Annotated in this window: 9 protein-coding genes and 1 pseudogene; 6 read left to right on the plus strand and 4 right to left on the minus strand. The window is 64.4% G+C overall.

The genetic code is table 11. The features are described 5' to 3' along the window. Entirely contained in the window at positions 1 to 501 is a 501-nt protein-coding gene (locus CXQ89_RS06840; RefSeq protein ID WP_104160745.1) for a bifunctional nuclease family protein, read from the plus strand. A gap of 266 nt (positions 502 to 767) precedes the next feature. Beyond that, positions 768 to 1355, plus strand: coding sequence for a MerR family transcriptional regulator (locus tag CXQ89_RS06845; protein WP_104054717.1), 588 nt, complete (start codon positions 768 to 770; stop codon positions 1353 to 1355). Positions 1356 to 1514: 159 nt separating this feature from the next. Here CXQ89_RS06845 and CXQ89_RS06850 read toward each other — a convergent pair whose 3' ends face one another. Next, a complete protein-coding gene (locus tag CXQ89_RS06850) occupies positions 1515 to 2354 on the minus strand; it encodes a ParA family protein (protein ID WP_104054716.1) in 840 nt (279 codons plus the stop codon). Between the two features lie 247 nt (positions 2355 to 2601). Between CXQ89_RS06850 and CXQ89_RS06855 the strand changes: the two genes are divergently transcribed. Both CXQ89_RS06855 and CXQ89_RS06860 read left to right on the plus strand, forming a co-directional pair. Next, a complete protein-coding gene (locus CXQ89_RS06855) occupies positions 2602 to 6006 on the plus strand; it encodes a pyruvate carboxylase (protein WP_104160746.1) in 3405 nt (1134 codons plus the stop codon). An 81-nt stretch (positions 6007 to 6087) separates the two neighbouring features. Then, positions 6088 to 7500 carry a mycothione reductase gene (locus CXQ89_RS06860; RefSeq protein WP_104160747.1) on the plus strand — a complete coding sequence of 471 codons (1413 nt, stop codon included), beginning with the start codon at positions 6088 to 6090 and terminating at the stop codon, positions 7498 to 7500. Positions 7501 to 7590: 90 nt separating this feature from the next. On the opposite strand, the gene CXQ89_RS06865 is transcribed toward CXQ89_RS06860, so the two are convergent. Continuing rightward, positions 7591 to 9399: a long-chain fatty acid--CoA ligase gene (locus CXQ89_RS06865; RefSeq protein ID WP_104160748.1), complete on the minus strand. Its 1809-nt coding sequence runs from the start codon at positions 9397 to 9399 to the stop codon at positions 7591 to 7593. 152 nt (positions 9400 to 9551) lie between these two features. Between CXQ89_RS06865 and CXQ89_RS06870 the strand changes: the two genes are divergently transcribed. Next, a complete protein-coding gene (locus tag CXQ89_RS06870) occupies positions 9552 to 10622 on the plus strand; it encodes an ROK family glucokinase (protein ID WP_104160749.1) in 1071 nt (356 codons plus the stop codon). A gap of 47 nt (positions 10623 to 10669) precedes the next feature. On the opposite strand, the gene CXQ89_RS06875 is transcribed toward CXQ89_RS06870, so the two are convergent. Then, positions 10670 to 11269 carry a hypothetical protein gene (locus CXQ89_RS06875; protein WP_104160750.1) on the minus strand — a complete coding sequence of 200 codons (600 nt, stop codon included), beginning with the start codon at positions 11267 to 11269 and terminating at the stop codon, positions 10670 to 10672. After that, positions 11266 to 12027, minus strand: a complete 762-nt coding sequence (locus tag CXQ89_RS06880) for a carboxylesterase (protein WP_104160751.1) — start codon at positions 12025 to 12027, stop codon at positions 11266 to 11268. Before CXQ89_RS06880 ends, CXQ89_RS06875 begins: the two co-directional genes overlap by 4 nt. Positions 12028 to 12193: 166 nt before the next feature. On the opposite strand from CXQ89_RS06880, the pseudogene CXQ89_RS18790 reads away from it, so the two are divergent. After that, positions 12194 to 12851 (plus strand): annotated as a pseudogene (locus tag CXQ89_RS18790) (lysophospholipid acyltransferase family protein); the annotation flags it as partial. Positions 12852 to 13097 lie beyond the last annotated feature (246 nt).

Below are 13097 nucleotides of genomic sequence, written 5' to 3' on the forward strand. Positions count from 1 at the left end.
ATGCGCGAAGTCGAAGTTGTGGGCGTGCGGATCGAACTCCCGTCCAACCAGCCCCTCGTGCTGCTGAAGGAGATCAACGGTGAGCGCCACCTCCCGATCTGGATTGGGGCCCCGGAGGCCAGTGCCATAGCCTTCGTTCAGCAGGGAATCGTTCCTCCGCGACCCATGACCCATGACCTTTTGGCCTCGGTGGTGGTTGCGCTGGGCCGCAGCGTCAGTGAGGTCCGGCTTGTCTCCGTCGAGGACACGGTCTTTTACGCCGAGCTTGTTTTCGACAACGGCGTCACTGTGAGTTCCCGGGCCTCCGACGCGATTGCAGTGGCCCTGCGGGCCCCCTGTCCCATCTTCTGCGCTGACGCAGTCCTTGACGAAGCCGGGGTGCGGATCGCTGAGGCAACAGACGAGGATCCCGCAGAGGAAGAACAGGAGAACGCCGAGCAGGAACTGCGTCAATTCCGTGAGTTCCTGGCGGACGTTGAACCCGAAGACTTCGAGCGCTGAGCCGACACGCCTTGAGAAAAAGAGCGGGCATCTTTGACCTTGGACGTGGTCAGATCTAACGTCGAAGCATAGAGTTCCCAATGCACGGATCTCCGCTCTTCTCACTCCCGGGTTTGGCCCATGAATTAGCCCATGGTTTATTCACATGATCTATTCGTGGTTTCTTCCCTTGAGCGGCTCAGCGGGGCACACTGAAGATGGTCGTTCCCGTCGTCTCCGCGTCCCGTGCGGACCCCCCCACCGGGAACCGCTACAAGGAGGCACAAGTGAGTCCGAAAGGCAATGCCGGCGAGCACATCCACGCCGCTGCGCCGGGCAAGGTTCCCGGAGCCCAGGGCTTGCTGTTCACCGAGGATTTGCCCGTTCTCGACGAGGACGCCGGCTACCGCGGTCCGACAGCCTGCAAGGCGGCCGGGATCACCTACCGCCAGCTCGACTACTGGGCACGTACAGGCCTCGTGGAACCCGCTGTGCGGGGTGCTGCGGGCTCAGGTACGCAGCGGCTCTACGGATTCCGCGACATTCTGGTCCTCAAAGTTGTCAAACGACTCCTGGACACGGGCGTTTCCCTCCAGCAGATTCGAACTGCCGTTGAACACCTGCGTGAGCGAGGTGTCGAAGACCTGGCCCAGATCACGCTGATGAGTGACGGCGCCAGTGTCTACGAGTGCACCTCGGCAGACGAAGTTATCGACCTGGTGCAGGGCGGACAGGGCGTTTTTGGAATCGCCGTTGGACGCGTCTGGCGCGAAGTCGAGGGAAGCCTGGCCCAGCTGCCCAGCGAGCACGTGAGCGAGCACGAGTTTCCCGGGGATGAACTGAGCCAGCGCCGGACTGCCCGCAAGATCAGCTAAACAGGCCGGATTCCGCAGGACGGGCACGTTTCAGACGGTGCCTGTTGCTGCTTATTTCTTACTGACTTATTCCTTACAACTAACGCCGCCGGCCCTAAGGGGCTGGCGGCGTTATTTGATTAACTCCAACAGGCAGGCGGGTAGTCACCCGGCGGGTGCTTAGCCCGCCCGGCGGATAACGCGGTTGCGGACGCTGCCGGTTTCCACGATGTTCTTCAGCAACGCATCAAAGGTGCCTGCGGCCTGCTTGGCCGATTCCCCGGGCCAGTGGTGCACGGAATGCGCAGCCCCCTGGATCTGCTGCCAGTTGGCCTGCTCCGCAATAGTGGGGCTCAGCAACAGATCACCGAACATCTGCTTCATCTCGGCGAGCCGGAAGGTGTGCTCGTTGGAACCGGACCGCACCCGGTTGGCAATGATCGCCGCAGGGGCAAGGTTGGGGGCGAATTCCCTGCGGAACAGTTCCAGTGCCCGCATTGTCCGTTCTGTTCCTGCTACGGAAAAGAGTCCGGGTTCCGCCACCAGCAGGACACGGTTGCTGGCCGTCCATGCCATGCGCGTCAGGCCGTTCAGTGACGGCGGGCAGTCGATGAGGACCAGTCCGTAGCCGCTGACACGGGACAGGAGGGTGGAGAGGCGTTTGAGGTCCCTGCGGCCCAAATCCGGGCGGTCATAGATGCCGGAAAACGCGGACCCCATGGCGACGTCAAGGACAGGGCGGTGTTTGGGATCGGAGTTCTTGGCACGCCGGTCAGTAGCCACCCAGCCGCTGGGAACAACGTTGTCCCCCAGTTGGGCGCGCCGGGAGTTCTTGAGCATTTCGCCGATGCCGGGTTTGTCTGCCGCTGTGACGCCCAGGCCGGTGGTCGCATCCGCGTGCGGATCCAGGTCCACTACGAGGGTGGGTATTCCTGCTGCCAGTGCAGCCGACGCCAGCCCAAGCGTCACGGAAGTCTTGCCCACGCCGCCCTTCAGACTGCTGATGCTCACTACTTGCACTTGTTGAACCAAAACCTAACGTGTCTAGGGATCACGAGCGGGGCCCTTGTGAGGCTGCTGTCTCATTCTATGTGACGCCCGGAGGTAACTCCTGCAGCGCTGGTTTTGCAGGGTGGCGGAGAATAGGCAGAATACTTACGGTGATCCGGAACACTTTCCTGGCTGCTGCCGGAAGTGCCGGGTCTAGAATCACGGAAGAGTGCAGCGCTTTCGAGCTGCCGTCAACCCGCAACGATGCAGGAGCGCAATGTTCTCGAAGATATTGGTAGCCAACCGCGGTGAAATCGCGATCCGAGCCTTCAGGGCCGCTTATGAACTGGGCGCCAAGACGGTAGCTGTGTTTCCGCAGGAGGACCGCAACTCGATTCACCGGCAGAAGGCTGACGAGGCGTACCTGATTGGCGAGGAGGGGCACCCCGTCCGTGCGTACCTGGACGTGGATGAGATCATCCGCGTTGCCAAGGAATCCGGGTGCGATGCCATTTACCCGGGTTACGGCTTCCTCTCCGAGAACCCGCAGCTGGCCCGGGCAGCCAAGGAAGCAGGCATCACCTTCGTGGGCCCTGCCGCGGACATCCTTGAATTGGCCGGACACAAGGTCCATGCCCTTAATGCCGCGCGGGAAGCCGGCATCCCGGTCCTGCGCTCCACGCAGCCCAGCTCGGACCCGGAAAAGCTTCTCGCTGAAGCCGAGGACATCGGGTTCCCCATTTTCGTGAAGGCTGTTGCCGGCGGCGGAGGCCGCGGGATGCGCCGCGTGGACACCGCCAAGGACCTGCCTGAGGCACTGAACGCAGCCATGCGTGAAGCTGACACCGCCTTCGGTGATTCCACCGTTTTCCTGGAACAGGCAGTGCTGCGCCCCCGTCACATCGAGGTCCAGATCCTGGCCGACGGCGAGGGCAACGTTATCCATCTCTTCGAGCGGGACTGCTCCCTTCAGCGCCGCCACCAGAAGGTCATTGAAATCGCTCCGGCGCCCAACCTGGACGAGAACATCAGGCAGGCCCTATACCGGGACGCCGTGAAGTTCGCCAAGGCGCTGAAGTATGAAAACGCCGGCACGGTTGAGTTCCTTGTTGACACGGTGGGAGAACGCGCCGGACAGCACGTCTTCATCGAAATGAACCCCCGCATCCAGGTGGAGCACACGGTTACCGAGGAAATCACCGACGTCGACCTGGTGCAGTCGCAGCTGCGGATCGCGGCCGGCGAGACACTGGAGGACCTTGGCCTGCGCCAGGATGAACTGCGGGTGCGCGGCGCTGCTCTGCAGTGCCGTATCACCACGGAGGACCCGGCTAACGGGTTCCGCCCCGACGTGGGAAAGATCAGCGGCTACCGGTCCGCCGGCGGCGCAGGGGTGCGCCTGGACGGCGGCACTGTCTATGCCGGCGCCGACATCAGCCCGCACTTCGATTCCATGCTGGTCAAGCTCACCTGCCGCGGCCGCAACTACCCGGCAGCCGTCAACCGTGCCCGGCGGGCTCTGGCCGAGTTCCGCATCCGCGGCGTCTCTTCCAACATTTCGTTCCTGCAGGCCGTCCTCGATGACCCGGACTTCATTGCCGGCGACGTCGCAACCTCCTTCATCGAGGAACGTCCTGAACTGCTCAGCGCCCGCGGCTCCGCAGACCGCGGCTCACGTCTGTTGAACTGGCTGGCCGACACCACGGTGAATAAGCCGCACGGAGAGCTCCCCGTCCACAGCGACCCCGCGGACAAGCTGCCGGCCAACCTGCCGGAAGTCCGGCCCGGCTCGCGCCAGCGGCTGGAGGAGCTTGGCCCGGAGGGTTTCGCGGCAGAGCTGCGCGCCCAGCAGGCGCTGGCCGTCACGGACACCACCTTCCGGGACGCGCACCAGTCGCTGCTCGCCACCCGGGTCCGCACGCGTGACCTGCTGCTGGCTGCGCCCGCAGTGTCCGCGCTGACGCCCCAACTGCTGTCGGTGGAGGCCTGGGGCGGTGCCACCTACGACGTCGCCCTCCGCTTCCTGGGCGAGGATCCCTGGGAACGGTTGGCATCCCTGCGCAAGGCTCTGCCGAACATCTGCATCCAGATGCTCCTGCGCGGCCGGAACACCGTGGGATACACCCCGTACCCGACCGAGGTGGCTGAAGCCTTTGTCCAGGAAGCGGCCGCTGCCGGCGTCGACATCTTCCGCATCTTTGACGCCCTTAACGACGTAGAACAGATGGAACCGGCCATCCGCGCCGTCCGGGCCACCGGCACGGCAGTTGCTGAAGTGGCCCTGTGCTACACGGCGGACATGATGGATCCCAACGAGAAGCTGTACACGCTGGACTACTACCTGGACCTGGCCCAGCAGATGGTCGACGCCGGAGCCCACATCCTGGCCATCAAGGACATGGCGGGACTGCTGCGGCCCGCCGCCGCAGCCAAGCTGGTGGCCGCCCTGCGTGAACGGTTCGATCTGCCCGTGCACCTGCACACCCACGACACCGCCGGCGGACAGCTCGCCACCCTGCTGGCTGCGGCCAACGCGGGTGTGGACGCGGTTGACGTGGCCACTGCATCCCTGGCCGGCACCACCAGCCAGCCCTCCGCCTCCGCCCTGGTGGCAGCGATGGCTCATACCGACCGCGACACCGGCCTGGACCTGGACGCTGTCAGTGCCATGGAACCGTACTGGGAAGCGGTGCGCCGGGTTTACGCTCCGTTCGAATCCGGTCTGGCCGGACCCACCGGCCGGGTCTACCAGCACGAAATCCCCGGCGGGCAGCTCTCCAACCTGCGCCAGCAGGCCATCGCCCTTGGGCTGGGAGAGCGGTTCGAGGCCATCGAAGACATGTACACCGCGGCGGACCGCATCCTGGGCCGGCTGGTCAAGGTCACCCCGTCTTCCAAGGTTGTCGGCGATCTGGCTCTGCAGCTGGTCGGCAGCAATGTGTCGCCTGAAGACTTCGAAGAGAACCCGCAGAACTTCGACATCCCGGACTCAGTCATCGGATTCCTCAGCGGCGAGCTGGGCAACCCGCCCGGGGGATGGCCGGAACCCTTCCGGACCAAGGCCCTCCAGGGGCGCAACATCAAGGTGCGCGACGCCGAACTCACCGAGGTGGACCGTGCCGGCCTCGCAGGGGATTCGGCCACCCGGCGGGAAACGCTGAACCGGCTGCTGTTCCCCGGCCCGGCCAAGGAATTCGCCACCGTGCGCGAGACCTACGGCGACGTTTCCGTGCTGGACACCCGCGACTACCTGTACGGACTGCAGCAGGGCGTCGAGCACGTGGTTGAACTCGAAAAGGGTGTGCGCCTGATCGCCACCCTGGAAGCGGTCTCCGACCCGGATGAAAAGGGCATGCGGTCCGTGATGACCACGCTCAACGGACAGATGCGGCCCGTGCTGGTCCGCGACCGCAGCGTGAAATCCGACGTCAAGGTTGCCGAGCAGGCGGACCCGGGCAATCCCGGTCACGTCGCGGCTCCGTTTGCCGGAGCCGTCACCGTCACCGTAAAGGCGGGAGACGAAGTGGCGGCCGGTGAAACCGTGGCGACCATCGAAGCCATGAAAATGGAAGCATCCATCACGGCGCCGGTTGCCGGAACGGTTGCCCGGCTGGCGATCTCGGCTGTCGAACAGGTGCAGGGTGGAGATCTCCTGGTGGTGATTGAGCCCAGCGACGGCTAACCCGCGGCCAGTAGCTCCTGCGAAAGGCCCCGTGATTCCGCTGACGGATCACGGGGCCTTTTTGCGCCCTAGACTGGACCCGTGACTCACTTTGATTTGGCCATTATTGGTTCAGGCTCCGGCAACTCCCTGATCACGCCAGACTGGGACGGCAGGAAAGTGGCGGTGATCGACGGCGGCACCTTTGGCGGGACCTGCCTGAACGTGGGGTGTATTCCCACCAAGATGTACGTCTATCCCGCGCAGCTGGCAGCAACCGGGACCGACGCCGCCCGTCTGGGGGTGGACCTGACCCTGGACAAGGTGCACTGGCGGGCTATCCGCGACCGCATCTTTACCCGCATTGACGCGATTTCCGCCGGCGGGCGCAGCTACCGGGCAGATGAACTGGAAAACGTCACTCTCTACGACAGCTACGTCCGCTTCACCAGCGAGCATGCTTTGGAGACTGATGACGGCCAGCGCATCACAGCCGACCAAATTGTCGTGGCGGCCGGATCGCGGCCGGTGCTGCCGGACATTCCCGGCATCAGCCTGCCCCAGGTGCATACTTCCGACACAGTCATGCGCATCCCCGAACTTCCTGAGCGGATCCTGATCATCGGCGGCGGTTACATTGCCGCCGAGTTTGGCTTCGTGTTTTCCTCGTTCGGCTCCACAGTCACCATGGCCGCCCGGTCCGGCCCCCTTTTGCGCGCAATGGATGCCACCGTATCCGAGCGTTTCACCGAGGCAGCCTCCGAACAGTGGGATGTGCGGCTGAACACTGAGGTTAGGTCTCTGGTGGAGAATCCCGACGGATCCGTGCAGGCTTCCCTGGGAGGGCCCGAGGGGGAAAGCACGCTCGACATCGACCTGGTCCTGGTGGCAACGGGACGCGTGCCCAACACCGACCGTCTCGGCGTTGAAGCGGCCGGTTTTGACCTGCGCCCCGATGGACGGTTGGTGGTGGACGAGTTCCAGCGTGTGCTCAAGGACGGCAAACCGGTTGAAGGAGTGTGGGGGCTCGGCGATGTCAGCAGCGACTTCCAGCTCAAGCACGTCGCCAACCATGAGGCGCGCACGGTGGCGCACAACCTGGTGCACCCCGGCGATCTGCTGGCCAGCGACCACCGCTTTGTTCCCTCGGCAGTCTTCAGCAGTCCGCAGATCGCCTCCGTGGGAATGACGGAGGAGGAAGCGTGCCGGGACACGGAGGCCCGGGGAGTGGAACTGGCACTGGCCGTCCAGGAGTACGGGTCCACCGCCTACGGCTGGGCCATGGAAGACAGCACTGGCTTCGTGAAGCTGCTGGCCGAAAAAGAGAGTGGAAAGCTCCTTGGCGCCCACATTGTGGGCCATGAAGCGTCCATGCTGATCCAGCCGCTGATCCAGGCCATGTCCTTCGGGCTGGATGCTTCGTCCATGGCGTCCGGCCAGTACTGGATCCATCCCGCCCTGACCGAAGTCGTGGAGAATGCCCTGCTCTCCCTCAAGACGGGCAAAAACGACTAAGGGCCGCGAGCGGCGCAAGAACTTCAGCGCAACATGCAGGAGGCCGGCCGGGGTATCCCCGGACCGGCCTCCTGCATCTGTATCGCTCAGTTACACTTTCTGGCCGCTGTAGATCTCATCCACCACGGCGGAAAAATCCTTCAGAACCTGGGCGCGCTTGATCTTCATGGACGGCGTCAGGTGACCGCTGGCTTCGGTGAAGTCAGTCGGGACAATCCGGAACACTTTGATGGCTTCGGCCTTGGATACGTGCTTGTTGGCCCGGTCCACCAGCGCCTGGATCTCGGTTTGCAGCTGCTCTGTTTCGCCCGCTGCAGCTGCCGTTGTCCCGGCCGGCAGCTTGTGCCGTTCCAGCCAGCCCGGCAGGGCCTCCTCGTCCAAGGTGATCAGGGCCGAGATGAAAGGCCGCTGATCGCCCACCAGGACACACTGGGAGACAATGGCATCGGCGCGGATTCTGTCTTCCAGCAGCGCCGGAACCACATTCTTCCCGCTGGCGGTGACGATGATTTCCTTTTTGCGTCCGGTGATTTTCAGGAAGCCGTCGCTGTCCAGCTGGCCAATGTCACCGGTGTGGAACCAGCCGTCCGTGAAGTTCTCAGCCGAGAGGTCCGGGCGGTTGAAGTAGCCCTTCATCACGCTGATGCCCTTGGCCAGGATCTCGCCGTCGTCAGCGATGCGTACAGCGTTGCCGGGCAGCGGCGCGCCAACGGTGCCAATCTTGGTTAGCTTGGGGGTGTTGACGGTTACGGGAGCGGTGGTTTCGGTCAGCCCGTAACCTTCCAGCACCGTCACGCCGATTCCGTGGAAGAAGTGGCCGAGCCGCTCACCCAGCGGTGCACCTCCCGAGATCGCGTACTTGACCTGTCCGCCCATGGCAGTGCGGATCTTTCCGTAGAGAAGCTTGTCGAAGACGGCATGCTTGACCTTGAGGCTCAGCGGGACCTTGCCGGCTTCCTTTGCCTTGGACCATTCGATGGCCGTCTTGGCTCCGGCATGGAAGATCTTGCCCTTGCCGCCGTCTTCGGCCTTGAGCATGGAAGAGTTGTAGACCTTCTCGAAGACGCGGGGGACAACCAGCAGGAAGTCCGGCTGGAAGCTCTGCAGGTCAGGAAGCAGGTTTTTCACGTCCGGGGTATGGCCCACGGTGGCGCCGGCGGTCACGCACAACACTGAGATGAATCGCGCGAACACATGGGCCAGCGGCAGGAACATGATGGTTCGGGCGCCCTCGCGGCACACCTCGGGCTGGGCGGCGGCGGCGTTGCGGGACAGATTCACGAAGTTGCCGTGCGTCAAGTCGCAGCCCTTGGGCCTGCCCGTGGTTCCGGAGGTGTAGATGATCGTGGCGGTGTCGTCCAGAGTGGCCTTGGCGCGGCGCGCTTCAAGGTCTTCGTCCGACACCGTTGTTCCGGCCGTCCGGAGCTCATCGAGCCCCGGGCCATCGATCTGCCAGACGTTCTTTACAGCGGCCAGATCCTCCTCCACGGCTGCCTGGCGGACCACGTTCTCATGCCGGGGAGCTTCGACAACCACGCCCACAGCACCCGAATCGCTAAGAATCCAGGCGACCTGGGACGGTGAGGAAGTCTCGTAAACCGGAACGGAGACCGCCCCGGCAAACCACAGGGCGAAATCCACCAGTGTCCACTCGTACCGGGTGCGGGCCATGATGCCCACCCTGTCACCCGGCTCAACACCGTAAGCGGCAAACCCCTTGGCCAGGGCCCGGACATCCTTCAGGAACTCAGTGGCGGTAATGGGGGCCCACGCTCCGTCCGCTCCCGGCACCGAGAACAGGGCCGGATTGGAGGGCTTGGCCGCCTGCTCCAGCAATAGATCGGTGGTGTTGGACTCCAGCGGAGACTCCACCAGAGGGGGAACACTGTATTCACGCACGATAGCTCCTTTGATATCCGGCTGCCCCGCGGACGATTACGCAGACATTACCGAACAGCCTATAACGTGGATCACATTAAGTACCGGACGGTAACTTCTCGAACCAATAACGCTTTCAGAGTGTGGGCAGCGGCGAATAGAATGGACTATTGATGCCACCCGTAACCCCAGCGCCCGTACCCCGTTCGTCACCCATCCCGTGGCAGCGCCGCGGAACTGAACCTTTTCCCGCACGCCGGCCCATACGGCTGCCCAACCGGATGCGCCGGCGCGGGCTGGCCATCGGGATTGACATTGGCGGCACCAAAGTTGCCGCCGGCCTCATCGACGGCGACGGCAGGGTCCTCGCGGAGGCGCGCCGATCAACGCCCGGACAGGACCCGCGGGAAGTCGAGTCGGTCATCGAGGACCTGGTGGCCGAATTGTCTGCCAACCACCATGTCTGGTCCGTGGGCATCGGTGCTGCAGGCTGGATGGACCTGGCCGGAAGTACAGTACTTTTCAGCCCGCACCTGGCATGGCGCAACGAGCCCCTGCGGGAGAACCTCGAACGGCTGCTGCGTCGGCGTGTCTACCTGGTCAACGACGCCGACGGCGCAGCCTGGGCCGAATGGCGGTTCGGATCCGGCCTGGGGCAGAGCCGGCTGGTCTGTGTCACGCTCGGCACCGGCATAGGCGGCGCAATGATCATGGACGGCCGCCTGGAGCGTGGACGTTTTGGCGTGGCCGGGGAATTCGGCCACCAAATCATCATGCCCGGCGGACAGCGCTGCGAGTGCGGGAACCGCGGCTGCTGGGAACAGTATGCCTCCGGCAATGCCCTCGGACGTGAGGCCCGTGAACTGGCAGCGGCCAACTCTCCGGTGGCACAGGAACTGTTGCGTGCCGTGGACGGAAACATCAGCGACATTACCGGCGCCGTGGTCACCAAAATGGCCCTCGACGGCGATCAGGCATCCGTGGAACTGCTGGAAGAGGTGGGCCAGTGGCTGGGCCTTGGCCTGGCAAACCTGGCTGCTGCCCTGGACCCGGGGATGTTTGTGGTGGGCGGCGGACTGAGCGCGGCCGGGGACCTCCTGCTGGAGCCTGCCCGGCGGTCCTTTGCCCGAAACCTGACCGGACGGGGGTTCCGCCCGGCCGCGCGCCTGGAACTGGCGGCTCTGGGGCCCGCTGCAGGAATGATCGGGGCAGCGGACCTGTCGCGGATCGCCGCCCGGCGCTGACGACGGCTGCCCCGTTCCGGGGTCGGACGCGGCGGCGGGACCGTGTGCTAGACGGCTGCGCCGTCGTCGTCGTGGTGCTGGGGCAGCCGGAAGAGCAGATAACCGGCCGCAGCCACAAAGAGCACGATCACGCCCAGAATCACGGCCACCGGCGCACCCCGCCAGAACATGGCAAACAGCAGCAGCAGGATCGGTCCGCCGAGCGCACCCGTCCAGGCCAGGACCACCAGCGGCTCACCCGTGCTGAACGGCGGCGGTTCCGGCGGCACAAACTCACCCTCGGATTCGAGTTCCTCCGGCTCGTCGTAGTCGCGAGGCCCCCGGGGAGGAACTGTCCGGAAAGGCTGGTTTTCGAAAATGGCGCGCGTGCGCTCCGCGGCGGACCGGGGAACCGGACCGCCGCCCGCACCGTCGGCAGCAGCCGGGCCGCTGTCTGCTTCACCGAGGCCGCTGGTTCCCCCGGTGTCGTGTCTGTCCCCGGCAGCCGGTTCATCCTTCGGTCCGTCTACGCCTGCTGCTCCGGGAGGACTGGGCGCAGACCGTCCACCGTGGGTTTCATCGGCCGGCATGTTCTGCAGCCGCGAAACGAGGTCAAGCCAAACCGCCTCGTCGGTGGATTCGTTGCGCTCCGGTTCACGTTCTTTCATGCTGCAGCACCTGCGCTGATTCTTTGGATGAACTGGTGGGAACGGTCAAAAATTAAGGGTGCATCGTGGTCCATGGTGGCCACATGGTAGCTGTTTTCCAAGGGGACCACCTCCAAACCGCTGCCAAGATGCCGGCGAAGAACATCCATGCTGGATTCCGGGACCACCGGGTCCACTGCGGAACGAAAGACAATGACCGGCGCGGTAATCCTCGGCAGGGACGCCGTCGTGTCCCTGAACAGCCGCATCAGCTGGTGGACGCCGCCCACAGGGGTCCGCGAGTACGCGCCCTCGTCCTGGCCCGGGAGCTTGATGTTGTTGCCGATGGCAGGCACGGACCGCAGTACATATTTGAGCAGTCCGGAGTACCGCGCCCGCGGATCATCAATGGTCAGGCCCGGATTCACCACCGCCACCCCGGCCACCGTGCGGTGGGCAGCGAGCCGCAGGGCGAGCGTTCCGCCCATTGACAGCCCGGCGGCAACAACGCGGTCAGTGCGGCCGGCAAGCTGCTGATAAGCGCCGTCGTAGCTTTCATACCAGCGCTCCCAGGGGGTGCGTGCCAGATCCTGCCAGGTGGTTCCGTGCCCGGGGAGGAGGGGAAGGCTCACTGCGTACCCCTGGTCTGCAAGGTGCCGTGCCCAAGCCGCCATGCTGACCGGAGAGCCGGTGAACCCATGGCTCAGGAGAACACCTGTGGCGGCGTTTGCGCCTTGCCCGTCGCTGGAAAAGGCGGCTGCGCCCGGTGGGGAAGTCATATCTCTATGGTTGCATCCGGGACCGGCTTTTCCACCCCTGCAGCGCTCAAAGTTGCGCCGCGTCCGAGTGCCTAAATACAGCCGGGGCAAGTGGGCGCATAGAGTAGGAGGTGGGAAACCAAACCGGGTCCCTGATTTGTTATGTCCGGACGGGAGAGCTGGCTACGTGTTCTATTGGGTGATGAAGACCATTTTCATCGGGCCGGTGGTCAATCTGCTCTTCAGGCCCTGGGTCAAAGGCATGGACAACGTGCCCGAAACAGGGCCGGCTGTACTGGTGAGCAACCACCTGTCCTTCTCCGATTCGATCTTCCTGCCGCTTGCGGTGCCGCGCCCCGTGAGTTTTCTGGCCAAGTCCGAGTACTTCACCGGGAAGGGACTCAAGGGCAAGCTCACCGCCGCCTTCTTCCGGCTCACCAATCAGCTGCCGATGGACCGCTCCGGCGGTGCCGCATCGGCAAGTTCCCTGAACGCCGGCGTGGACGTGCTGGAGAACGGCGGTCTATTGGGCATCTATCCCGAGGGAACGCGCAGCCCTGACGGCCGGCTGTACCGCGGCAAGACCGGGGTGGCCAAGCTGGTGTTGAAGACCGGTGTGCCGGTGATCCCCGTCGCCATGATCGGAACGGACAAGGTCCAGCCGATCGGCCGCAAGATCCCCAATATCCGCCGCATTGGCATCATTGTGGGCGAGCCGCTGGATTTCTCCCGGTACGCGGGCATGGAGAATGACCGGTTTATCCAGCGTTCTGTGACTGACGAGATCATGTACGAACTGATGCGGCTTTCGGGTCAGGAATACGTGGATGTGTATGCCAGCACCATGAAGGAAAAGCAGGCTGCTGCACGCAAGGTCTCCAAGGGGTCCGAAGCGCGCAGCGCGGCGGTGCGCCTGCCCGGAAGCGACCACGGCGCAACGCGTTCCGGTGAGGCCGGCGCTGGCAACGGAACGGCTGCACCGCAGCCGGTTCAGCCTGGAGGCCGTTCCCGCCCTGCGACGCCGGCAACTGCTGCTGCGCCGGTCCCGGCAGCCGCAGACACGGGCGGCGATGCCAGCGCCGACGGCGAAG

This window comes from Arthrobacter sp. ZGTC212 (assembly GCF_002929255.1).
Taxonomy (GTDB): Bacteria; Actinomycetota; Actinomycetes; order Actinomycetales; family Micrococcaceae; genus Arthrobacter_B; species Arthrobacter_B sunyaminii.

Coding starts and splice junctions, on each gene's coding strand:
- CXQ89_RS06870 (WP_104160749.1), top strand. CDS start 9,552: ATGCCACCCGTAACCCCAGCGCCCGTACCCCGTTCGTCACCCATCCCG.
- CXQ89_RS06880 (WP_104160751.1), bottom strand. CDS start 12,027: ATGACTTCCCCACCGGGCGCAGCCGCCTTTTCCAGCGACGGGCAAGGC.
- CXQ89_RS06875 (WP_104160750.1), bottom strand. CDS start 11,269: ATGAAAGAACGTGAACCGGAGCGCAACGAATCCACCGACGAGGCGGTT.
- CXQ89_RS06840 (WP_104160745.1), top strand. CDS start 1: ATGCGCGAAGTCGAAGTTGTGGGCGTGCGGATCGAACTCCCGTCCAAC.
- CXQ89_RS06855 (WP_104160746.1), top strand. CDS start 2,602: ATGTTCTCGAAGATATTGGTAGCCAACCGCGGTGAAATCGCGATCCGA.